The sequence below is a fragment of the Pedobacter sp. NJ-S-72 genome (genome assembly GCF_053890575.1).
Map to the genome: position 1 here is coordinate 6,008,852 of NZ_CM132681.1, position 23,078 is coordinate 6,031,929.

Below are 23,078 nucleotides of genomic sequence, written 5' to 3' on the forward strand. Positions count from 1 at the left end.
TTAGCGGGTTCTATGAATCTCCGGATTTGGAGATGATTAAGGATGCTTGTGCGAAATTAGGGATGAATTATCTGAATCATAAGAAAATAGGAGACTGGGTAGCCGCCAGATTTATAAAGGCATAATAAAAAAAGTATATTAATTACTTTATTTTTTTTAATATTTGAGAATGCGAATACATTTTATAGCTATCGGGGGAAGTGCAATGCACAATCTTGCAATAGCTTTGCATAAGAAAGGATTTATAGTAAGTGGTTCTGATGACTTGATTTTTGAGCCATCAGCAAGCAGGCTTTCCAGATTTGGGATTTTTCCTGAAGAACTGGGCTGGCACGAAGAATCAATTACCCCTGATCTGGATGCTGTTATTTTAGGAATGCATGCCCTTACTGATAATCCTGAATTACTCAGGGCACAGGAACTTGGTATTAAGGTCTATTCGTATCGTATCCGGAATATATTTATGAACAAACTAAAGATAAGCTTAGAGTAGTTATTGGTGGAAGTCATGGGAAGACTACCATTACTTCTATGATTTTGCATGTACTCAACTATTACGAAAAAGATTTTGATTACCTGGTAGGTGCCCAGCTGGAAGGATTCGATACGATGGTAAAGGTGACTGATTCAGCACCGTTAATTATTATCGAGGGAGATGAATATTTAGCTTCGCCGATTGACAGAAGACCAAAATTCCATTTATATAAGGCAAATATCGCTGTGATTAGTGGTGTAGCCTGGGATCATGTGAATGTATTCCCTACTTTTGAAAATTATCTTCATCAGTTTGAGCTTTTTATTGATACAATTGAGCCGGGGGGTAAATTATTCTATTGTGAGAACGACAAAGAATTACACACCCTTGTGGGAAATTCTCGTAAAGAAATTGTTAAGACTGGATACGAAATTCCTGCACACCGCGTTAACAATGGTATTACTTATTTAATGCCTGAAAATATCTGTCTCTGAAATTTTTTTGGTGACCATAACCTAATGAATTTAAGTGCAGCGAAACTGGTTTGTAAAGAAATAGGTATTAGTGAAGATAATTTTAACGAGGCAATTACTTCATTTAAAGGGGCTGCAAAACGCCTTGAGTTATTAAATGCAGAAAATAATACTAATGTTTATAAAGATTTCGCACATTCACCTTCAAAATTGAAAGCTACCATTGAGGCGGTAAAGTCGCAATTTGAGGAAAGAAAGTTAGTTGCCTGTATAGAATTACACACATTTAGTAGTTTAAATAAAAATTTTTTACTGCAATATGCAGATACAATGATCCGGGCAGACAATCCTATCGTATATATAGATATAAAAACATTTCAACAAAAAAAAATTAAACCTTTCACAGAAATAGATGTTCAAACAGCATTTAATAACGATAAGCTTACTTTTTTTGACAATGCCTCTACTCTTGAGCAATACTTGAGAGGATTGAATTTTGACCACGCAAAATTTTGCTCATGAGCTCAGGTAATTTTGGAGGGATGGATTTAGTCAAACTGGCACGTGAGTTGAATACTTAAAGAACAAAACACACCTAAATTTATAACAATGAACATCATCGGTAAGAACATCAGACAGCTCCGTCAAAAAAATGGATGGAGTCAGGGCGAAGTAGCTAAAAGACTTAACATCTCAATTCCTGCATTTTCAAAAATTGAAACAGGTATTACAGATATTAATATCTCAAGGCTGGCTCAGATCGCTAATCTTTTTGAAGTCTCAACAATGGACATTATCTCTAAAGAGGGAGAGAATCCTCAATCAGTTAATTTCGAAGAGATCAATAATCTGAAAGCGAAAAACTATCACTGAGAGAAGAAGAGATCATCAAACTTCAAAAGAAGGTTATTGATCTTTACGAAGAAATCAGAGAAAAATAGAGAAATTTTAAAAGCCTGTTTAAATTTTAAACAGGCTTTTAAATTTAAGAAAAGATCTTTCTCATCGTCAGTGACGCTTTCCAAAGACCGCGCCGGTTGCTTCATGGATAGAAAGCATTTTATCATTGAAATCGCCTACCCAGGATAACTCAAGTTCATCATACTGGTTCAAAGGCAAAAAACATATTCTTTTAATTTAATAAACAAGGCGGATTCTAGTCCGTGTTTCTGATAAGCAGTTTTTGTACCCATGACTATGGCTCTCATTCTGTTTACCCCCTTCCATCTTCTATATACAAATCTCAGTTTTTCTATCAAACCCAACTTTCCTTTGAAATCTTTAATCATTTGATTAGCATCAGGTATGATAACGACGAAAGAAGCTGGTTCTCCGTTGAGGTACGCGAACCAAATCAGTTTCTCGTCCATTATAGCCTCCATCTGTTTGAAGCTCTCCTGAAGCGTCTCTTTTTTGATCGGAACAAAGTTTTCGAAATCTTTCCAGCCATCGTTATAAATTTCCATCAGATCCTTTACGTACTTGTCTGAATTCTTTTTAGAGAAATGCTCAAAAAGTATAACCTGGTTTATTAGCTACCCAGGTTGCAATTTTAGTAAAGCGTTCTGGAAATGGATTCCTGACTGCCAGATGATTGGTGATTTGCTGATAAGAGGTTACAAATCCATAGTTCTCAAAAAATGCCTGGTAATAGGACGGATTGTAATTCATGCCATAGGATGGAGGAGTGAAGCCTTCCACCAGTAAACCCCAGAAAGTGTCGTTTTCACCAAAGTTAATCGGGCCGTCCATTGCCTGCATCCCTTTTTCTTTTAACCATCGTTGTGCGGCATCAAATAACATAAATGCTGCATCCTGGTTATCAATACACTCAAAGAAGCCTATTCCGCCTGTCGGCTGTTCATAGTTAAATGCTTTTTTGGTATTGATAAAAGCTGCAATTCTTCCAATTGTTTTTTCCTGCCCATCTTTCAGTACCCACCGGGTACACTCACCATGTTTAAAGAATATATTCTTTTCAGGATCAAATGTTTTTTCGACATCATTATCTAAGGGAAAATCCAGTTCTGATCGTTCTGATAGATGTAATGAGGTACCTTTAAGAACTCTTTTTTTGTCTGTGAACCGGAAACGGGAATTAGCTGCATTTATTTCGATTGAGTTTAAAGGGCTGTCCATATTCAGACAACCGCTAATAAAAAAAAAGCATCTTTTTTGTAAGATGCTCTATATGGATTAACAGGAATACTTAGTAAGTATCATCGTCATCTTCTGAATCGAAGTCGTCGAAGGTGTCCAGATCATCTAAAGGAAGATCAAAGTCATCATCATCATCGTCGAAAGTTTTCTTTTTCTCGATTGAGTCATAAGAATTCTCATCATTCATCTCTTTATCCTGTGCCTGATCATCTAATGAACTTTTCTTAACAGATTTTTTTGGAGTTGTCATTTGTCTTAAATAAAATTACCAGAGGTTGTTGATACGTTAAATTTACAAAAAAATCTTTTTAAATAGCACCAAAGGTGTTTTTTAATGATTTTTTGCTCTACCAAATTTAACATAAAAAGCTTTTCAAAAAAAGAACTTTTTTCAAATTTCGGCGGAAGTTTTTCAAGAGGTTGCTGATCAGATCAATAAACAAGGCAAAAAAAAAGTGGTAAAGTTTTGACTTTACCACTTTTAACACACAAATGAAACCTGAATTGAGATAAGTTTTAGGTTAGGTTAAAAATATCTTTTGCCAATTCTATAAGAACGCGTTTTACAAACTTTGTTTGTTTTAATATCTATAACAAGTTTAATGCTATTTTCATTTTAAACGAATAATACTTAGTAAGTGGTAGGTATCATTGAGTAAACGGTAAATTCTACCTGTTCGGGACTAAAATAGAGATAGTTGTACCCGATTCACCGTTTTGTTTAATACTGATTTGTATAGGATTTGCCTCAATCTGGTTGATGAGATTGATTCTCTCCTGGGTAAGGCTCATACCTTTACTTTGATGTTTATCTTTTTTGACCCGCAGCGAGTTGTCTATACCGACACCGTTATCAATGATTTGTATCAATAAGTTATCATCTCCTTGGGTTTTTAATCACAATAGAAATCTTACCTCCGTCTTCTTTAGGCATCAGGCCATGCCAGATCGCATTTTCTATATAGGGTTGTAAAATCATGGAAGGGATCATCGTTTCATCCTGATCAATTTCTTCTGAAACATGAATAGTATAATTGAATTTTTCTCCAAATCTTTTCTTCTCCAGTGTGAGGTAAAGGGACAAATATTCAATTTCTTCTTCTATAGAAATAAAGCTTTTGGTACAGATATCCAGGTTTTTTCTAATCAGCCTTGCGAAACCTGTCAATATTTTATTGGCTGATGAAGTGTCTTTGGTATTGATATAGTGCTGTATAGAATTCATGACATTAAAGACGAAATGTGGGTTCATCATCGCTTGCAGTGCCTGTTGTTCCAGCATTAGTATTTTATTCTTCAAGAGTAACCTTTGCTGTTCTTTATCTTTTTGTTGTTTGGTGACAATGACAGCAATTATAAAAGCTAAAACTTGCAATTAAAACAATGAGCAGTATAAACCACCAGGTTTGCCAGAAATGGGCTTTTAAAGTGAAACTTACCTCAACTGGTTTGCTCCACTGGCTATTATTTGTTCTTGCACTAAGTTCAAATTTATAAATACCCGGTTCCAGAGAAGAGAATTCCAGTCTTCTGTTCCTGGTTTCTGTCCATGGGTTAGTTTCTTTTAGCCTGTACCGGTATAAAATGTAATTGTTCTGGAAGTCAAGGGCGCTGTAATAAAAGGTAATATTGTTGTCAGCTGGTGCTAAGTTAAAGGAGGAAGAATTAATACTCAATGGTTTCCTGTTATTGATAATAGCAGAAATTAAGACTTTAGGAACTTCTTTATTCCTGTCAAATGGGGTATTGGCAAAGAAAACCAAACCATGGTTGGTGGCAAAGTAGGCTGTATCCCGGTCTATATATAATTCATTGATATCGTTGTCAAGGAGATTATTTGTGTATTCAAATGATTCAACTGGATTTTTTCCGTTTAAAAAGATCCGGTTTATGCCACCATTGGTAATTACCCAGACATGATCTTTTTGTATAAATAGTTTTTTGCAGATATTATTGGCCAGTCCGTCTTCGCGTGTGATTTGCCTGATGAGCAGGTTGTTTTTGAAAAAAAGGAGTCCGTATCCGTCTGTCGCTAATACAATAGTTCCGTCTGGTAACTGAGCAATATCATTAATCCTTTTGGTTAAGAGCGGATGCCTTTGATAGTGCCTGATTAGTTTTCCTGCTGATAATTCTGCCAGCCCATTGATATTTGAAAACCACAGGTTATCGTCTCTGTCGTAATAGACCCGGTAGGCTCTGTTGCTAAAGAAGTTTTCTCCTTCTTTATAGTTTGATGAAGTAAATGATAACTTATGGAAAGGGTCATTTAGCATCACCACCCCTGATGATAGTGCCAGTGAAAGCTGGTTTTTACTGTTAATACTAAAGCTTTTAAGTACAAAACCTGAGTTGTGGGTTTCCTGCAGGTATTTAATACCCTTTTCCTGACTATCTTTATTATTGTAAAGCATTCCCAGACCATAATCGGAACTGAAAAAGACAACTTTTCCACTCGCGTCAGTACTGATTTGTTTGATGCTGCTGAATTTTTTCTTATCGGGTATATCAATTGTTAAGACCTGGTAGGCTGATTTGCTCAGCATATTAATCTTTCCATTATTAAGTCCTAACCACAATTTTCCGGAATGGTCTTTCAAAACACTTTTTACAATATTGTTGCTCAGGCCATGATGGTTGTCTATAATATAGACCCTTTTGGATTTTTTAGGTAACATATAAATGCCATTGCTTGTTGCAAACCACATATTTTCCCTATTGTCTTTGATCACCTGGTTGGTGGTCAGATTATTCAGATAACGTGTTTTTGTCCCGTCTGCTTCCAGATGATAAACTCCTGAACTGGTGGTTAGCCACAGTTCTTTTTGACTCTCGGCGTAAAAATAGCCTGGATTATCTGCCAGCAAAGAGCTATCAATTTTCATGGTCAGCATTTGCTGTGCCCCATTTTTGAAATTCAGTCCTTTTTTATCAAGGAAATACATGGTTCTGTCCGGAAGGTTTTTCGCTGTTCTGTAGGACAGGGGACTAATCTGATTAACCGTTTTATCGAAAGTCTCTCCGTTGAAAATGCGCAGACAGTGTGCACTTGATGCCCATATTTTTCCGGATTGATCTTCGTAAATAAAGGTATTGATAAACTGACTGGCAGGATCGGTTGAGGTATATCTTTTCAATGATTTACCGTCCCATCTGGCCAGCAGGTTTTTGTTAGTCCCGAACCATATATTGCCTTTGCTATCCTCAAAAAATGAAGTAACAACACCATTGAATTTTAAAAGTTTAAGTAGTTTATCATTGCTTTCGTTGTAGATGAGCCCATTGTGAAAATAGCTGAGCTGACCATTTAATGAAGAAAACCAGATTCTGCCTGAACGGTCTTCATTCAACCTGATAATCTGGTTATCCGGTAGCCCGTCATCGATCGAGAAGGTTTCAAAAACTTTTCCGTCAAACCGGCTTACGCCTGCGTCCGAGGCTACCCAGATATAACCTTTTTTATCCTGGAGAATAAAATAGCAGCTATTGCTTGGCAGTCCGTCTTTGGTACTGTAATGTTTTATAAAAGTGGTTTGGCCATAGCAATGGACGCTTGAAACAAGAAAAAAGATGATCAGGATCATCCTTTGTATACCGAAAGCTTTTGCTTTATTTATCACTGGTGAAATTGGTATATTGTTTAACTTTTTCTGCAAAAATACTTGCCCTGCGTCTGGATACAGCAATTTTCTCTCCGTTTTTTAATAATACTTCGAGACCATTTTTGGAATTGTATTCTTTTAGATAATTTAAGTTGACAATACTTGATTTATGAATGCGGATAAACTGATTTTCAGGTAGAATCTCTTCGTAATCTTTGAGGACTTTGGATACTGTAATTTTTTCTCTGTTATCCAGATGAAAGATAGAATAATTACTATCTGCCTCAATATGAATAATTTCATTGAGGTCAATTAGTGTATATCCTTGTCCATTCGGTAAGCTTAATTTTCTGATTTCTGTCCGGTCTGCTAAATTAATTGCTAAATTTTTTAAGCGTTCATTTCTGTCCGATTCCTGGTCAGTCAAACGTATTAGCCTGGCGGCTTTTTCTACTGTTTCTTTGAGCTCATCGATGTCAATCGGCTTCAATAAATAATCCAGTGCATTGGCTTTAATCGCCTTGAGTGCATACTGGTCATAAGCAGTTGTAAAAACAACTTGTGTATTGTTCTGTTTTGCGTCTGGTATGAGTTCAAAGCCGTTTTTTCCGGGCATAGCAATGTCCAGGAAGATCAAGTCTACCTCATGCAGAGAGAGTAATTCACGGGCCTCATCTACTGATTTTGCAATCCCGGAAATGTGCACATTTTCACAGTTTTCCTGTAAAAGAAAATAAAGTGAAGAGCGCGCAAATTCTTCATCATCTACTATAATCACATTGAACACAGGCCGATATTTTTATAAGGTGAAATTATCAAAAAAATAGGGGAGATAAGAATTTTTCTCTTAAACTCAAAAACCAAAGGGTTTTATCCTCCGTATGTCACGGTATAATCATGGGGGCCCTCACATTGTTGAACCATATTATAAAAATATTTCTTATGAAAAGTTTACAAGAACAAGAGACAGAATTACTGCACAAAGAAAGCGGTATTCTGACTGCCAAACTGCAACGCAGATCGTTTCTGCAATATGCAGGAGCAGGAGTGGCAGGTGTAGCTTTAATTGCTGCCGGCTGTAAAAAAGATCATAATACGATGAACCCCGGGCTTGATACTGGTGTAGATTTAGGTACCGGTGATATTGGTATATTGAACTATGCCTATGCACTGGAACAATTAGAGGGCGCATTTTATGATGCGGTGGTAAAAACCCCATATGCGAGTATTTCCCCCTCAGAACTGGCTTTACTGACTGACCGATATCAGGGACCACGAACTTGCACATAGAGAATTTTTTAAAAAAGCGTTGGGAGCAAAGGCGATAGTAGGATTAGAGGTGAATTTCTCTTCTATAAATTTTGCTGACAGAACTAGTGTGCTGGCGACAGCTAAAGCATTCGAAGATTTAGGCGTTTCAGCTTATAATGGTGCTGGTAAACTCTTGACAACGGCGAAATATTTGGAGGTAGCAGGGAAAATTGTTTCAGTTGAAGCGCGTCACGCTGCATTAATCCGTGATTTGATTTCGAATGGAACATTTGCCGATTCAACTGCTGTTGATGCTAATGGACTTGATGGTGCAAGAACACCTATACAAGTGTTAACGATAGCTAAAACCTATATTAAAACTTCAATTAACGCATCTAATTTACCTTCTTAATCAGGAAATCATGAATATTGTCAGCATATTAGAAGAAATTGAAAAAGTGGATGCAGAAGTGTATGAACGCTTAAATCCACGAAGAGAAGCAATGAAGTCATTTTATGGCTTTGGGTCGAAAGTTGCATTAGCTGCACTTCCTATGGCTTTAGGTTCCATGTTCAAAAAAGCTTATGGACAAACTAGCTCTAACGTAATCGCAGTCTTGAATTTTGCTTTAACTTTGGAATATATAGAATATAATTTTTATCAGACTGCGATCAATACGCCTGGATTAATTCCTGCCGGAACGCCTGCTGTAGGTGCGATTAATACAATCCGAGACCATGAATTAGCGCATGTTAATTTATTAAAAGGTGCTATTAGTGGTTCAGGAGGTACTCCGGTAGTTTATACTGCGGCATCTTTTGACTTTACTGCAAAAGGTAATTTTCCTACTGTATTTTCAGATTATCCGACTTTCCTTGCGGTTGCACAGGTATTTGAAGATACGGGTGTTAGAGCTTATAAAGGTCAGGCTGGTGCTTTAATGGGTAGCCCAAGTATATTGCAAACAGCTTTACAAATTCACTCAGTTGAAGCGCGTCACGCTTCACACATCCGTCAGATGCGTAAGGCACCTGCTGGAGGTGGTGTTACGGCTTTAAAACCATGGATTACCGGAGCAAATGATAGTGGTGTTGCAGCAGCAGCAGCGAGTTATGCAGGTGAAGATAATGTAACACAATTAGATATCAATATCCCAGGTCTTGGCTTCTCAGTGAGTGCTTCAACAGAAGCTTTTGATGAGCCATTAACAATGCCTCAGGTACTTGCGATTGCAAGTCTGTTTATCAAATAATATTTTTTGAATGGGAATATAATGTGAAGGAAGAGAGTGTGAACTCCCTTCCTTTTTTATTTTACTATATATTATAAGGTATGATTAGTAATTAATCACCTGCTCCTCTAAATGCTCAGGAAGATCACGGTAATTATATTGCTGACCTCTTAACTGAGGCTCAAAACCAGCTTCTCTGATGGCGTCCTGTATCCCTTTTGCTGTAAAACGGTGTGGGGCACCGGCAGCAGAAACAACATTCTCTTCAATCATAAATAGAACCAAAATCATTAGCTCCTGCATGTAAACATAGTTGTGCTACGTTTTTACCTACAGTCAACCATGAAGCCTGTATGTTTTTAACATTTGGAAGCATAATTCTGCTCAACGCAAGCATTCTTACATATTCATCTCCCGAAACATCATTTGTAATTCCTCTTAAACGTTTCAATAAAGTACCGTCATCCTGAAATGGCCATGGAATAAAGGCTAAAAACCCTTTTGCATGTTCTGGTTTTTCGCTTTGTACTTCTCTGATCCATACTAAATGCTCAAAACGTTCATCTATGGTTTCAACATGACCAAACATCATCGTCGCAGAAGTAGTTATGTCCAGCTGATGTGCTGCACGCATGACATCCAGCCATTCCTGGCCACCGCATTTTCCTTTAGAAATCAATCTGCGAACCCTGTCATTCAATATTTCTGCACCTGCACCCGGTAAGGAATCCATACCAGCATCTTTCAAGGCACTTAGAACTTCTGTATGGGTGAGCTTGTCCAATTTTGCAACGTGTGCAATTTCAGGCGGGCCTAGAGCGTGTAATTTAAGATCAGGATAAAGGGCTTTTAATTTTCTGAAAAGGTCAGCATAAAATTCAAGTCCAAGATCAGGGTGGTGCCCTCCCTGTAAGAGTAACTGATCACCTCCTAAACGGAAAGTTTCTTCAATTTTAACTTTATATGTTTCTATATCTGTGATATAACTTTCATCATGTCCTGGTCTTCTGAAGAAATTGCAAAACTTGCAGTTGGCAATACAAACATTGGTTGTATTCACATTTCTATCAATTTGCCAGGTAACCTTTCCGCTGGGTACTTGTTTTTTTCTCAGCTCATTTGCAACAAAAGCCAGATCGGCTGTAGCAGCATTGTGGTACAAAAACACGCCCTCTTCTTTAGTTAAAAAGTCGAATTGCAGAGCCCTTTGTAATAATTCAGCAGTATTCATACAGCAAATATACCATTTGTTCTGCTGTTTTTATTTCACGAAATTATCACATTTAGCCTAAATCATTATTCCTATATTTGGCGGTATATATATATTTATGGTAGATTTTAATCGTTTTACACTTTCTAATGGCCTACGTGTTCTGGTACACGAAGATGATACAACTCCTATGGCTGTATTGAATATCTTATATGATGTAGGCGCAAGGGATGAAGAAGAGGGTAAAACCGGTTTTGCACACCTTTTTGAGCACCTCATGTTTGGAGGGTCAGTTAATATACCTAGCTATGATGAACCCCTGCAAAGAGTAGGAGGGGAAAATAATGCTTTTACCAGTAATGATATTACAAATTATTATATCACTTTACCGGCTACTAATATTGAAACCGCTTTCTGGTTGGAAAGTGATCGTATGCTGAGTCTTGCTTTTTCTGAAAAAAGTCTGGAAACACAACGTAATGTAGTTTGTGAAGAGTTTAAGCAAAGATATTTAAATCAGCCTTATGGCGATGTATGGTTGAAATTAAGACCGCTTGCTTAAAAAAGCATGCCTATCGCTGGGCAACAATAGGTCAGGACCTTGCTCAGATCGAGAACGCTTCGATTGAGGATGTGAAGGCTTTCTTTAAAAAACATTATACGCCACAGAATGCCATTATGGTAGTGGGTGGAAATGTGAAAACTGAGGATATTAAATTACTGGCCGAGAAATGGTTTAGTCCTATTCCGGCTGGTGATAAGTATGAAAGAAATTTACCTCAGGAACCTGCTCAGACCGATGCACGCAAGGAAACTGTTCATGCGAATGTACCTTTGAATGCATTTTATCTGGCCTTTAAAATGCCTGCGCGCAGGGATGCTGATTACCAGGTTTTTGATCTTTTATCTGATGTGCTTTCTCAAGGACAGTCTTCAAGATTATATAACAGTTTACTGAAAGATCAGCAGTTGTTTAGTGATATTCATGCTTATATTACCAGTAGTCTGGATGCAGGTTTGTTTGTTATAGAAGGAAAATTAAGTGAGGGTGTTGACATGGAAACGGCCGAAAAAGCTGTTTGGGCTGAGTTAGACAAAATTGCAACTGAAGAGGTTAGCGAGATTGAATTAACGAAAGTAAAAAACAAATCGGAGTCTATCATGGTCTTTGCTGAAATGAGCCTGCTTGATAAAGCAATGAACCTTGCTTATTATGAATTATTAGGTGATGCTGAAGGGCTGAATACTGAAATTCAGAAATATCTTGCCGTTGATGCTGCGAGAATTCTTCAGGCTGCCAAAAAGACTTTCATTAGAGAGCAATGTTCAACTTTATACTATTTAACTTCCGAAAATGCTTAACCGAACCCTTATACCTGAATCAAGACAGGTAAATGATATCAATTTTATTGCCCCGCAAAAACAAGAATTAGCTAACGGAATTAAGGTATTTACGGTTAATGCCGGAAAACAGGAACTTGTTCGTATTGAATTTGTGTTTGAAAATGTAAACTGGGATGAATCTAAGCCGTTACAGGCAATAGCTGTAAACCATTTGATTAATAATGGTACAAATAAACTTACTGCAAGAGAAATTGCTGACCAGGTAGATTATTACGGTGCATTTCTGCAAACTGATTATGGTGCTGATCAATCGAGTATCAAAAAATATATACACTGAATAAACATCTTGGATCAGTACTGCCTATTTTATGGTCTGTATTGAACGAGAGTATTTTTCCTCAGCAGGAACTGGATATTTTTAAGCAAAATCAACAGCAGTCTCTTAAAGTGAGCTTGCAGAAAAATGATTTTATTGCAAGAAAAAACTTTGCTCATGCTATTTTTGGAACTTCAACTTATGGTTCCGATATCAATGAGGAAGATTACCAGAAAATAGAAAGAGCTGATTTAATAGCTTATTTCAGTGCTGCTTATAAGCCTGAAAACTGTACCATATTTGTTGCTGGAAAATTTGAACAAGCTGAATTTGATTTGCTGAATGCCAACTTTGGTAAGGGATGGAACAATCAGGCAGTCTCTACAGTTAATCAATTCGCTTTGACGGGACTGTAAAAGGTGAAATTTTTATTGAGCGCGCTGATGCAATTCAGTCTGCGATTAGAATGGGAACTTTAAGCATTAACAGATCACATCCTGATTTTGCAGGTTTTCAGGTGATGAACTGTCTTTTAGGAGGTTATTTCGGTTCAAGACTAATGGCTAATATCCGCGAAGATAAAGGCTATACTTATGGTATTGGGTCTGCTATTGTTTCTTTGAAGGATGCGGGATATTTTTTCATTGCAACTGAAGTGGGTGCAGATGTTTGCACCAGTGCATTAAATGAAATAGAGAAAGAGATTGATTTACTGAAGTCAGAAACGGTTTCTGAGGAGGAGCTGAGTCTGGTACGTAACTATATGTTAGGTTCAATGCTGGGGAGTCTGGAAAATGCGTTCTCTCATGCAGACAAATTTAAAAACATCTATTTCTCAGGTTTGGGCTATGATTATTATGATAATTATATTCAAACCGTAAAAACGATTACAGCTGAAGAGATTCAGGCGCTGTCAAATAAATATCTGAACACAGCAGATTTTACTAAAGTTGTGGTAGGGAAAAAAAAATAAGAAAGATAGTACTGGCTAATTTTTGGCCAGTACTGCTTTTTGCTTGTCAGCCAGATAGATTTTCTTGTAGAAATCTACAAGGTCTTTGTATTTCTCAGGTGCATACTTTTTGCTGTTCATCCTTTGATTGCGGGTATAGATAATTAAATTATCTTTCAGCGTTACTTTAGCAGTATACTTTCCGAATTCCGATTCGAGTGTGATGTCCTGAGGGATGAACTCTACTTTATAGCCTTGTGGTAAAGTAAATGTAGTGATATCCGTATCTTTGAATCCGTATGGAACTGAGAAAGATGTTCTTCTGTTTTCTACTTTAGCTGGTACACTTTCCCTTCTATTCAATAGGTTCAGCATCACAAATAATTTGTCTCCTCCCTGATTGAGCATCTGAGAGCTTTTTAATATGATATCTTCTTCTATTCTTGGTGCCATTTATCTGGTTGTAGAAAGCTGGCTGATGTGATCTCCATGTTTGGGATACCAAGGTTCCTCATGATTCTTTTTCGCTGTTCAATAGGTTCCATTAACATCATTCCTAACTGGTCTTCATACTGGGAACTGCCATAGGAAGTTTTAATATGCACATCAGCAGATCTGTCTGCAGCTAATGTTACTGTAGTTACACGGTTTTGGAAATTGTCTTCTGGTTTGTAAATAGGGGTGTTGACCAGCTTTCCACCTTCTGCTGTTACTAATACTACGGTTCTGGCAGAATTATCATTACCAATATAGCCCATGGGTTTATATTGACTGGTACATTCCAGCCAGGTTGTATCTTTTGCTGTCGGGACGCATAAAATCATGTGGTTGGTTTGCCCGAAACTAGCGTAGTTAGTATTTAGGCTAGGCATGCCAGAACCCAATATAACCAGTGTTGACTGTATTCCTGCTTCAGATAAGAGAGTCTTCATGTAATTTGATAGGGCTTTGCAATCTCCCATTTTTACTGCAGCAACTTTCTCTGCGGATATGGGTTTAAAGCCGCCAATTCCCAATTGTACACTGACATATCTGGTATTTGATTGTAAATACTGATACAGGATAGTAATCTTTTCTTTATCAGTTTTAGCAGAAGCAAGCAGTTGCTGAACTTTAGTCCTGATGTTGTCTGGCAAAGTTTGTGGGGTATTGGATAACCGGTAATTCCACTCACCCAGATTTTTCCAGTTTTCTACATTACCTTTAGAATTATCATATTCAAAATCATTGGGAGCGACCATTACCCAAGGGGTAATATCTCTAAGGCCTGCAGACATGGGCTCGTATTCAAATGACGGAAGATTCTGGCAATTCCACTCGTAGATGATTTTTTCATTATTTTGTATAGAATCAGTTTTAAGGGACTGACTTTTCAAATATCTGAAAGCAATTGTTTTCGGAACCTGTAAGGTGTATGTGGACTTTTCTATTGCACTATCATAACTATTCACAGGGCTCCAGTCAGGAAAACTAATGTAGCCATTATAATTTTTTTCATAACTATATTCGATTGTATAAGGATAAGTCGTGTTTAGAAATGTTAATTTTTTTATCCTGAATGAATCAAACATGCTGCCTTCGGATGTTATGCTTTCATCTTTGAAATCGGCACTTTTATAAGTTCTGATTTTTATTCCTTTGGCATCATACATTATTGCTTTAAGATTTGAAACGGAAGAAAAATTATCATAATATTCTGCCATCGTTGCAATATCTTCTCCGCTTTTACTAAGAATTGTAATCGCTTTTTTATAAATTAATGTGGCATTTGTTCTATTTTTAATGATCAGGCTATGCTCTTCATTACGAACAACAGAAGTAGATTTATTTAGTAGTGTAGCAGGAATACGGGCAACATCATACATTTCTTGCGCGCGAGCCACAGGTGCGCAGCAAAATAAGAAGGCAATTAGATATAACCTTATTTTCATATTTTTTTAATTATTACTATTTGTTCGGATTGATTTTTTACGGACAATATTCTTGAATAATTCTTTCAGCGTATAATATTCATCAGGACTATAAGCAGATTTAAGTAATGAAATCTTACTCACCATATTTAATCTGTTTTCATCCATAGAATACATGATTGTAAATGACCCTCCATCTTCTGGCAATTTAAATTTCTCGTTTTTTGGCAGCTGATCAAGTTTGTAACCAGCTGGGAATTCAAGTGAGAGATGATAGTTTTCTTCTTTAGGATAAGCAAAATCTACCGGATAATTCCGTTCTTCCAGACTGAATGGGTTTTCCTTCGTCCGCTCATATAATAAAGGCATGAAATAAGAGAGGTTACCTGCACTTTCTATATTATCTTCAATAATAACACTCATGTTTTCTATTAATGGTTTGTCAGTCTCATTAAGGTTCTCAATAGTGTAATTACTGATTTCCAAACCGGGTTTATTACTCTTGTAGTTTTTAAGGAATTCTTCCTGGTTTGTTGCTCTCTGATAAGAATTTCTGTTTCTGTTTACGCCATCATAATTACTGTTTGAAATAGAAAGTGTACCCTTAAGTTTATTCTCGGAATCTAAAGTAAGGTTGTAAGAAATACTGTTTCTGCTGGGTGGATTAATATCAGTAGTGATCCATTCTCCTTCATTAGTTGTACGGTTGATTTTTAACCCGCGGTGATTTAAGTTCTCATAACTTAAAAGATCGGGGTTATTGTTCTTATCTACTGCATCCAATAAATGTTTTTTATCTCCAATTACAGTCATTATAATAACACTGTTAAACTTGCTTGCCATTGGATAGCCGGGATGTGTGCCGTTTTCTCTTGTACTGATGATCACAGGGTAGCTTTCAAGCCCCGCGGCATCCAGTAAATTAAGCAGGAGCAAATTGATTTCGGAAGAACTGCCTGATTTTTTTTCTATGACAGCTTTTGGGTTACTTGCTTCTGTATAAACGCGGTATTTATTATCCCATTTAATATTATTTTTCACATAGTTGAATACAAGATTCATTTTCCCTTCCGGTGTTGTTTCATCCTTGACAATCTCTTTGATTAACTCCTTTCCCGGATTTTTTTTCTGAATAAAACTGCCAAAATTCTCACTATCCATCATTTCTTTGATAATCTTTGGCCAGGTAGAAGTGTATGGTTTATAACCGCTTTGAGGGTAATTAGTGGCATCGAGTTCAAAGCCTATTTTACTGATATAATCATCCAGTGTAGTAATGTAGCTTTCAGTCTTAATCGCTGGAATATTCTCAAGATAATATTGCGTTTTTATGGTCTTAATTGAAATTATTTCCGTTCTGTTTGCATCATTGGTAATATTCATATTCTGGGTATTTTCAATAGATTTGGGCCTAATGATCTCATAATAACCCCCGGCTATCATTTTGTAGATATAGTATTCTGGAACGGTCAAACTGAAATGGGAGAAAATAGTCGGATATCTATCTTGAAAATACCAGTCATCCAGTTTAAAAGTGAAATCGGATTTCGTTTTATAGCGATATTCTATAATTGAACCTTCTTTAACGTTTGGAAGCGTGTATTTCTTGATAATATGTTTGTTATCCAGCCGGTTAGTGAATTTTGCATCACCAGTCATCTTACTAACCTCAATCTGGCCATTGTTCAGGTTATAGGTAGCTCCATTGATATATTCCATTTTTTCTTCACTGCCTTTACCATCTCGGTATAATCTTACTTCCTGATCAGCTAAATCATAGCCCTTTTTATTAATGATCTTATATCTGACATGGTGTTCAAAAACATAGATGAACCCCCCACCTTTACCGATCTCGAAATACCCATTTCCGGCATCGAAGAGTTTAATGGCTGCTGCAGCTGAATCTGCCCCGCCTGGTTTAATATCAAATTCATTAAGCCCCACCTTTCCGTATTTAAAGATCGGGAGCTGTTTCTGTGTTGTTTGTGCGGAAACCTCTGATTGTAGAAATAGCAGGGCTATTAAAATCAGATTTATTTTTTTAATCACGAGCGTTAGTTTAGTTGCGCAATTTAATCTTTAAATTTTCTAACAGGAAAAAATACTGAAATTTTAATATTGAAAAATTTCGCGGCCAGTATTCTTCTTTGTGAAAATAAACCTGGTACTGTAAAAAAATAATTCTTTTCTTTTCTGCCATTTTATTAGCTGAAATATTTGCTCATATTTGCGCCCGATAAAGACCATTCTCTAGAATTGGAATGGTTATAAAATAAATTTATGACGCTAAAAAAAATCGATATTAATAATTTCGTTTACAAAATAAACCCTGATTTATCTACGGTTGACTGGACTTACGTTTGTGGGCTTTTTTCAAAAATTGACTGGAGAACGAGGGTAGAAGATGAAATCGAATCCGCATTCAGAAAAAGTACATGGACTTTATTTGTTTACCATGAGGATCAGATCATCGCTTTTGGAAGAGTCGTAGGAGATGGACGTTATTATGCTGTAATGGCTGATATCGTAGTAGATCCTGATTTTCAGGGAAATGGTTTAGGAAAAAAAATCATCAATACACTAAATGGTCAGCTGGATAATTATCACTTTGTGAATCTGACTGCTGCGCCGGGAAAAGGTGATTTTTATCAGAAAATGGGCTGGAAAAAACAAACGACCTCTTACATCTGGCCACAAGGACCAAAACAATTGAGACAGCACTGCGAGCCTGAAGAAGGAGCAGAGATTTAATCTGATTGTCAATTTCTCTCTAATTTCATCTTATTAGAGAGAATCATTTCGCATTTCAAATAATTTATGTAGATTTGCCCGGCAAGTAATAACTCCTAATTATTTGCTATGCAACTCGATCCCCAAAAATTTATTGCCGAAGGACTAACATACGATGACGTATTATTAGTTCCAGCCTACTCAGAAGTCCTTCCCCGTGATGTAAACACCGGAAGTTATTTAACAAAAAATATACGTATAAATGTCCCTGTAGTTTCTGCTGCAATGGATACCGTTACTGAATCCGGACTTGCAATTGCAATTGCCCAGGCTGGTGGTATTGGTATGCTGCACAAAAACATGAGCATCGAACGCCAGGCTGAAGAAGTTAGCAAGGTTAAACGTTCTGAAAGCGGTATGATACAAGATCCGGTAACTTTGCGTGCTGATGCAATCGTTGCAGACGCTTTCCAGATCATGACTAAATATAAAATAGGTGGTATACCTATTATTGACAATGATAATAAACTGGTTGGTATTATCACTAATCGTGACCTTCGTTTCCAAAAAGATATGCAGCGTCCGATTTCTGAAGTAATGACCAAAGAAAATCTGATCACTGTTCCTGAAGGTACTACGCTGACCCAGGCAGAAGTGATTCTTCAGGATTATAAAATCGAAAAATTACCAGTAATTAATAAAGAAGGACATCTTGCAGGTTTAATCACCTTTAAAGATATTCAGAAATATAAAAATTATCCTAAAGCTTGTAAAGATGAACGTGGCCGCCTTAGAGTTGGTGCTGCTGTTGGTGTTGCTGCTGATAATATTGACCGCGTTGCTGCTTTAGTTAAAGCTGGAGTAGATGTTGTTACTGTTGATACAGCTCACGGACATTCAAAAGGAGTAATTGATATGGTTAAGGCGATTAAAGCACGTTTTCCTGATTTACAGGTTATCGCGGGTAATATCGCTACTGCAGAAGCTGCTTTAGCACTTGCTGAGGCTGGTGCTGATGCTGTTAAAGTTGGTATCGGACCAGGTTCAATCTGTACAACAAGAATTATTGCAGGTGTGGGAGTACCTCAGTTATATGCAGTTTACGAATGTGCACAAGCATTAAAAGGTACAGGAATTCCTGTTATCGCTGATGGTGGTATCAAACAAACAGGAGATATCGTTAAAGCTCTTGCAGCTGGTGCCAGTTCAATTATGGCAGGTTCATTGTTCGCAGGTGTTGAGGAGTCACCGGGTGAGACCATCATATATGAAGGACGTAAGTTCAAGTCTTACCGTGGTATGGGTTCTGTGGAAGCGATGCACACATGGTTCTAAAGACCGTTATTTCCAGGATGATGAAGATGTAGTTACTAAACTTGTTCCTGAGGGGATTGTTGGAAGAGTTCCTTATAAAGGGACCTTAGCAGAGGTTATTTATCAATACGTTGGTGGCTTGAGAGCTGGAATGCACTATTGCGGTGCTGCAACTATTGAAGAACTGCAGGAAGCTAAGTTTGTAAGGATAACTGCTGCTGGTATGAGAGAAAGTCATCCACATGATATCTCGATCACTAAAGAAGCTCCAAATTATTCACGTTAAAATTTTTATTCTTTTTTAACTGTTTAAATTCAACAGATTGTATCAGCCGGATGCTGAACAGTTTTTTAAATCAATCAAGGCTTTTTATTAAAGAATTGATTGATTTTTTTTATTATATACATTAAAAGGAATTAGGAGACCATCATGATTTATTCAAACCATTATGGGATAAATAAATCTGATAGCTTTATCACAAATAAAAAACAAACTATAAACGGATGAAAATAGCAATCGAAATACCTGTTTCAGGTGTTTATATAAAAGACTTTGACAAAATCGCGGTTCCTGCTTTTTGTGAAGAGACAGAAGATGGTGTTAAATTATCTTTCCTTGGTATTGAAGCCCTTAAAGAATATCAATCAGAATTATTGATTAGTGATGAGGAAGAAGGATTTGAGCAACGGAGTGAAACAAGGGCTAAAATCAAGAAAGAATTAAAAAAAGCAATCTCTGAGCACCTGGCAATAATGGATTCAATCAGAGCATATGCTGAAGCTTTATTTACTTTCATTTATGATAGAGAAGGGCATAGAGAAGATAAAAAACAAATTCTGAATAGTCTGATTGAAAATATCACTTTCACTGAGAATGGTATGGAGCTGGAGGAGTCTGTTAAAGAATCGACTTATGAATTAGGCCCTTTGGTTTTAAGTTACAAGTTAACTTTTAAAAATTATTCTTTTAATAACCTGGAGTTTGATTTTGAGGCGATTAAAAAGCATTGTGGTGGCTGATCTGGAGAATTTAAAACAGGAGTTTACATCGAACAACAAGAAAGTTTAAAACCCTATTTATTAAATAATTTTTTGAATGAAATCGATTTGTGTTTATTGTGGTGCCAATTTTAATGGTGATCCTGTTTTAAGAGCAGCTGTAGAGAACCTGGCGCAGACATTTGTAGATCATAACATCCGTTTGATTTATGGTGGCGGCAGTGTTGGGGTAATGGGTATTATCTCAGAAGAAGTCTTGAAGCGTAATGGATTAGTGACGGGAGTTATTCCGCAATTTCTGCTAGATAAAGAAGTTGGAAACCTGGAGGTTACAGAGCTGATTGTGACAGAAAATATGCATCAGCGTAAACAAAAGATGGCTGATCTTTCGGATGGTTTTTTATTATTCTGCCTGGTGGATTCGGGACTTTGGAAGAGTTTTTTGAAGTGCTGACCTGGTTACAGCTTGGTTTGCATAATAAGGCTATAGGTGTACTGAATGTGGGTGGGTTTTATGATCATTTGTTTGCACAGCTGGATGTTATGGTTGAACATAGACTACTGAAACCTAATAACAGGGATTTAGTAATTAATGCAGCTGAACCGCTTGAATTATTGCAAAAGATGATGGCCTTTGAGGCTAAGCCTGATTCAGTTTGGTTTGAGGATAGGAACTTGAGTTAATTGCCCAATATATAGTGTGTCTGATTGACAATAAGATTGATTTTATCTTGTAAAATTTGTATTTCTCTTTCTATTATTTGGTAGAATGATTTATCTTGCCCGAATGAACATCGAATTCAACAAAAACGAAGATATCAATAAGCAGCTGGTGTACGATCTTAAAACAAAGCTGAAGAAAATATTTGCTGGCGGAGGGGAGAAGAGTGCTGCCAAACAAAAAGAAAAAGGTAAAATGCTGGCCAGAGAAAGAATTGCTTACCTGGTTGATAAAGAGACTGAATTTTTAGAGGTCGGGGCCTTTGCCGCTGATGGTATGTATGCTGAACAAGGCGGCTGTCCTGTCCATCGGGGGTGTGGTTTGCGGTATTGGTTATGTTTCTGGCCGTCAGTGTATGATTGTCGCAAATGATGCGACTGTTAAAGCAGGTGCATGGTTTCCGATGACTGCGAAGAAAAATCTTCGTGCACAGGAAATTGCTATGGAAAACAGATTGCCTGTTATTTATTTGGTGGATAGTGCTGGTGTTTATCTGCCGATGCAGGATGAAATATTTCCTGATAAGGAGCATTTCGGAAGGATGTTCAGAAATAATGCGATGATGTCCGCGGATGGAATTGTACAGATTTCTGCCATTATGGGGTCTTGTGTAGCCGGCGGTGCTTATCTGCCGATTATGAGTGATGAAGCCATGATTGTTGAAGGTACTGGTTCGGTCTTTCTGGCGGGTTCTTACCTGGTTAAATCTGCGATTGGTGAGGATGTAGATAATGAAACTCTGGGTGGGGCTACCACACATTGCGAAATATCTGGTGTGACGGATTATAAACAACTAATGATCAGGCTGCGCTGGATAGTATCCGTAATATTATGAGCATGCTGGGCGAGCCGCAATCGGCTGGTTTTAGTCGGGTGAAACCTCAGGAACCAAAACTAAATCCTGATGATATATTTGGGATTTTACCTGAAAACAGAGAGAAGCAGTATGATATGCATGAAATTATTTACCGCCTGGTAGATAACTCGGAATTTGAAGAGTATAAAAAGGAATACGGACAAAGTATTATCTGTGGTTTAGGAAGGGTTGATGGCTGGGCTGTTGGCATTGTAGCTAATCAGCGTAAAGTTGTGAAGTCGAAAAAAGGAGAAATGCAGTTCGGTGGTGTGATCTATTCTGACAGTGCAGATAAAGCAGCACGTTTTATTATGAACTGTAACCAGAAGAAAATTCCTCTTGTTTTTCTGCAGGATGTAACTGGTTTTATGGTCGGAAGCAGATCGGAGCAAGGTGGGATTATTAAGGATGGTGCTAAAATGGTAAATGCGGTAGCTATTTCGGTTGTACCAAAAATTACGATTGTGATTGGTAACTCTTATGGTGCCGGTAACTATGCAATGTGTGGTAAAGCTTATGATCCACGGTTAATTTATGCCTGGCCAACAGCTAAAATCGCAGTGATGGGTGGTTCTCAGGCGGCAAAAACACTGTTACAGATTCAGGCGGCCTCACTAAAGGCTAAAGGTGAAACAATCACTCCTGAAAAAGAAGCTGAATTGCTGAAAGAAATTACAGATAGATACGATAGTCAGACTACTCCATTTTATGCAGCATCGAGATTATGGGTAGATGGAATTATTAATCCTCTGGAGACCCGTAAGGTTATTTCTATGGGAATTGAAGCAGCGAATCAGTCTCCAATAAAAAGACAATTCAATGTTGGAATTATTCAGACCTAGTTCCTAACTTTGATCTATAATGAAACGGATACTTCTTTGTTTTTTCTTTCTGTTCGCCGGTGTAAGTACTTATGCGCAAATTAAAACGGTTTTTCTGGATGCTAAAGACCAGTTAACTCCAGACTCAACTCTGGCGGCGACTTATGGTGTATTAGGAAAAGTTAGCGGAGATAGTCTTTACACCTTCAAGAAATTTGATTTTGAAGGTATATTACTTGCTTCTGGCTCATTCAGGGATGACCATATGGAAATACCTGTAGGTAAATTCGTTTATTATGGCTGGATTACTCCGGAAAATAATAACAGGAACGATAGCTTTGAAATCAATGGAAGGGAAAGATTTGTTGAACTGGTTGGCTCTTATGAGGATGGCAGGCGCAACGGCCGGTGGATCACTTTTTATCCAGACGGAAAGATGAAACAGATTATTACTTTTTCCCAGGGAATAATCCATGGTCCGTACCTGGCTTTTGATATTGATGGTAAACAACAGGTGTCCGGTTTGTACCAGTCAGGAAAAAAAGAAGGAACCTGGACGTTAAATGATGGTAAACAGGAGAATGAGTACGTTAATGATCAGTTGGTGTCAACCCTGAGAGGTAAAAAACTCCGTGAAAAACAGGCGGAACGCAAAAAAATAAATTAACCGCTTTTAACTTTTTGCGCATCCCGCTTTAAAGCTTAATTTTGT

The 23,078-nt window shown here is 37.3% G+C and carries 22 protein-coding genes and 6 pseudogenes; 18 read left to right on the forward strand and 10 right to left on the reverse strand.

Annotated elements, in window-relative coordinates; all coding sequences use genetic code 11:
- The first annotated feature begins 169 nt into the window (after positions 1 to 169).
- The 4 genes and pseudogenes from ACWYN3_RS39660 to ACWYN3_RS39675 all read left to right on the forward strand — a co-directional run bounded on the left by ACWYN3_RS39660 (position 170) and on the right by ACWYN3_RS39675 (position 1,889).
- The gene (locus ACWYN3_RS39660) at positions 170 to 493 is read left to right on the forward strand and encodes a Mur ligase domain-containing protein (protein ID WP_456219100.1); all 324 of its coding nucleotides are present in this window, start codon (positions 170 to 172) and stop codon (positions 491 to 493) included.
- Between the two features lie 38 nt (positions 494 to 531).
- Complete coding sequence (locus tag ACWYN3_RS39665; protein ID WP_456219101.1) at positions 532 to 969, forward strand: Mur ligase family protein; 438 nt, start codon at positions 532 to 534, stop codon at positions 967 to 969.
- 24 nt (positions 970 to 993) lie between these two features.
- Complete coding sequence (locus ACWYN3_RS39670) at positions 994 to 1,470, forward strand: hypothetical protein (protein WP_456219102.1); 477 nt, start codon at positions 994 to 996, stop codon at positions 1,468 to 1,470.
- Between the two features lie 87 nt (positions 1,471 to 1,557).
- A pseudogene (locus ACWYN3_RS39675) lies at positions 1,558 to 1,889 on the forward strand (helix-turn-helix domain-containing protein).
- Positions 1,890 to 1,933: 44 nt separating this feature from the next.
- On the opposite strand, the pseudogene ACWYN3_RS39680 reads toward ACWYN3_RS39675, so the two are convergent.
- The 6 genes and pseudogenes from ACWYN3_RS39680 to ACWYN3_RS39705 form a co-directional block, all read right to left on the reverse strand.
- A pseudogene (locus tag ACWYN3_RS39680) lies at positions 1,934 to 3,056 on the reverse strand (GNAT family N-acetyltransferase).
- Between the two features lie 101 nt (positions 3,057 to 3,157).
- A complete protein-coding gene (locus ACWYN3_RS39685; RefSeq protein WP_456219103.1) occupies positions 3,158 to 3,358 on the reverse strand; it encodes a hypothetical protein in 201 nt (66 codons plus the stop codon).
- A gap of 419 nt (positions 3,359 to 3,777) precedes the next feature.
- The gene (locus tag ACWYN3_RS39690) at positions 3,778 to 3,978 is read right to left on the reverse strand and encodes a hypothetical protein (RefSeq protein ID WP_456219104.1); all 201 of its coding nucleotides are present in this window, start codon (positions 3,976 to 3,978) and stop codon (positions 3,778 to 3,780) included.
- 7 nt (positions 3,979 to 3,985) lie between these two features.
- Positions 3,986 to 4,408, reverse strand: coding sequence for a sensor histidine kinase (locus ACWYN3_RS39695; protein WP_456219105.1), 423 nt, complete (start codon positions 4,406 to 4,408; stop codon positions 3,986 to 3,988).
- A gap of 19 nt (positions 4,409 to 4,427) precedes the next feature.
- A complete protein-coding gene (locus ACWYN3_RS39700; protein ID WP_456219106.1) occupies positions 4,428 to 6,728 on the reverse strand; it encodes a ligand-binding sensor domain-containing protein in 2,301 nt (766 codons plus the stop codon).
- Positions 6,718 to 7,497, reverse strand: coding sequence for a LytR/AlgR family response regulator transcription factor (locus ACWYN3_RS39705; RefSeq protein WP_456219107.1), 780 nt, complete (start codon positions 7,495 to 7,497; stop codon positions 6,718 to 6,720). Before ACWYN3_RS39705 ends, ACWYN3_RS39700 begins: the two co-directional genes overlap by 11 nt.
- A 155-nt stretch (positions 7,498 to 7,652) precedes the next feature.
- Between ACWYN3_RS39705 and ACWYN3_RS39710 the strand changes: the two genes are divergently transcribed.
- From ACWYN3_RS39710 to ACWYN3_RS39720, 3 genes are read left to right on the forward strand one after another with little or no spacing between them, the layout of a single operon-like run.
- Entirely contained in the window at positions 7,653 to 8,000 is a 348-nt protein-coding gene (locus ACWYN3_RS39710) for a ferritin-like domain-containing protein (RefSeq protein WP_456219108.1), read from the forward strand.
- Positions 8,001 to 8,019: 19 nt separating this feature from the next.
- Positions 8,020 to 8,373 carry a ferritin-like domain-containing protein gene (locus ACWYN3_RS39715; RefSeq protein ID WP_456219109.1) on the forward strand — a complete coding sequence of 118 codons (354 nt, stop codon included), beginning with the start codon at positions 8,020 to 8,022 and terminating at the stop codon, positions 8,371 to 8,373.
- A 10-nt stretch (positions 8,374 to 8,383) separates the two neighbouring features.
- Positions 8,384 to 9,214 carry a ferritin-like domain-containing protein gene (locus ACWYN3_RS39720; protein ID WP_456219110.1) on the forward strand — a complete coding sequence of 277 codons (831 nt, stop codon included), beginning with the start codon at positions 8,384 to 8,386 and terminating at the stop codon, positions 9,212 to 9,214.
- Positions 9,215 to 9,298: 84 nt separating this feature from the next.
- Here the strand turns inward: ACWYN3_RS39720 and mqnC are convergent.
- A pseudogene (mqnC, locus tag ACWYN3_RS39725) lies at positions 9,299 to 10,424 on the reverse strand (cyclic dehypoxanthinyl futalosine synthase).
- A gap of 97 nt (positions 10,425 to 10,521) precedes the next feature.
- On the opposite strand from mqnC, the pseudogene ACWYN3_RS39730 reads away from it, so the two are divergent.
- The 4 genes and pseudogenes from ACWYN3_RS39730 (at position 10,522) to ACWYN3_RS39745 (ending at position 13,036) form a co-directional block, all read left to right on the forward strand.
- Positions 10,522 to 11,765: pseudogene (locus ACWYN3_RS39730) on the forward strand (M16 family metallopeptidase).
- Complete coding sequence (locus ACWYN3_RS39735) at positions 11,758 to 12,084, forward strand: hypothetical protein (protein ID WP_456219111.1); 327 nt, start codon at positions 11,758 to 11,760, stop codon at positions 12,082 to 12,084. Before ACWYN3_RS39730 ends, ACWYN3_RS39735 begins: the two are co-directional and overlap by 8 nt.
- Before the next feature lie 41 nt (positions 12,085 to 12,125).
- The gene (locus ACWYN3_RS39740; RefSeq protein ID WP_456219112.1) at positions 12,126 to 12,479 is read left to right on the forward strand and encodes an insulinase family protein; all 354 of its coding nucleotides are present in this window, start codon (positions 12,126 to 12,128) and stop codon (positions 12,477 to 12,479) included.
- Between the two features lie 50 nt (positions 12,480 to 12,529).
- Positions 12,530 to 13,036: a M16 family metallopeptidase gene (locus ACWYN3_RS39745; protein WP_456219113.1), complete on the forward strand. Its 507-nt coding sequence runs from the start codon at positions 12,530 to 12,532 to the stop codon at positions 13,034 to 13,036.
- Positions 13,037 to 13,051: 15 nt separating this feature from the next.
- Here the strand turns inward: ACWYN3_RS39745 and ACWYN3_RS39750 are convergent, their stop codons facing one another.
- From ACWYN3_RS39750 to ACWYN3_RS39760, 3 genes are read right to left on the reverse strand one after another with little or no spacing between them, the layout of a single operon-like run.
- Positions 13,052 to 13,468 (reverse strand): hypothetical protein, encoded by a 417-nt coding sequence (locus tag ACWYN3_RS39750; RefSeq protein WP_456219114.1) that lies wholly within the window; start codon positions 13,466 to 13,468, stop codon positions 13,052 to 13,054.
- Positions 13,453 to 14,946, reverse strand: coding sequence for a DUF3857 domain-containing protein (locus ACWYN3_RS39755; protein ID WP_456219115.1), 1,494 nt, complete (start codon positions 14,944 to 14,946; stop codon positions 13,453 to 13,455). Before ACWYN3_RS39755 ends, ACWYN3_RS39750 begins: the two co-directional genes overlap by 16 nt.
- A 6-nt stretch (positions 14,947 to 14,952) precedes the next feature.
- A complete protein-coding gene (locus ACWYN3_RS39760) occupies positions 14,953 to 16,974 on the reverse strand; it encodes a transglutaminase domain-containing protein (RefSeq protein WP_456219116.1) in 2,022 nt (673 codons plus the stop codon).
- Between the two features lie 231 nt (positions 16,975 to 17,205).
- On the opposite strand from ACWYN3_RS39760, the gene ACWYN3_RS39765 reads away from it, so the two are divergent.
- The 7 genes and pseudogenes from ACWYN3_RS39765 (at position 17,206) to ACWYN3_RS39795 (ending at position 23,033) form a co-directional block, all read left to right on the forward strand.
- On the forward strand, positions 17,206 to 17,676 hold the full coding sequence (locus ACWYN3_RS39765) for a GNAT family N-acetyltransferase (protein ID WP_456219117.1): 471 nt from the start codon (positions 17,206 to 17,208) through the stop codon (positions 17,674 to 17,676).
- 108 nt (positions 17,677 to 17,784) lie between these two features.
- A pseudogene (guaB, locus tag ACWYN3_RS39770) lies at positions 17,785 to 19,255 on the forward strand (IMP dehydrogenase).
- Positions 19,256 to 19,473: 218 nt separating this feature from the next.
- A complete protein-coding gene (locus ACWYN3_RS39775; RefSeq protein WP_456219118.1) occupies positions 19,474 to 19,989 on the forward strand; it encodes a hypothetical protein in 516 nt (171 codons plus the stop codon).
- A gap of 76 nt (positions 19,990 to 20,065) precedes the next feature.
- On the forward strand, positions 20,066 to 20,422 hold the full coding sequence (locus tag ACWYN3_RS39780; RefSeq protein ID WP_456219119.1) for an LOG family protein: 357 nt from the start codon (positions 20,066 to 20,068) through the stop codon (positions 20,420 to 20,422).
- Positions 20,398 to 20,652, forward strand: coding sequence for an LOG family protein (locus ACWYN3_RS39785; protein WP_456219120.1), 255 nt, complete (start codon positions 20,398 to 20,400; stop codon positions 20,650 to 20,652). The genes ACWYN3_RS39780 and ACWYN3_RS39785 overlap by 25 nt, the downstream gene beginning before the upstream one ends.
- 103 nt (positions 20,653 to 20,755) lie before the next feature.
- A pseudogene (locus ACWYN3_RS39790) lies at positions 20,756 to 22,387 on the forward strand (acyl-CoA carboxylase subunit beta).
- Positions 22,388 to 22,406: 19 nt separating this feature from the next.
- Complete coding sequence (locus ACWYN3_RS39795) at positions 22,407 to 23,033, forward strand: toxin-antitoxin system YwqK family antitoxin (protein ID WP_456219121.1); 627 nt, start codon at positions 22,407 to 22,409, stop codon at positions 23,031 to 23,033.
- Positions 23,034 to 23,078: the final 45 nt, after the last annotated feature.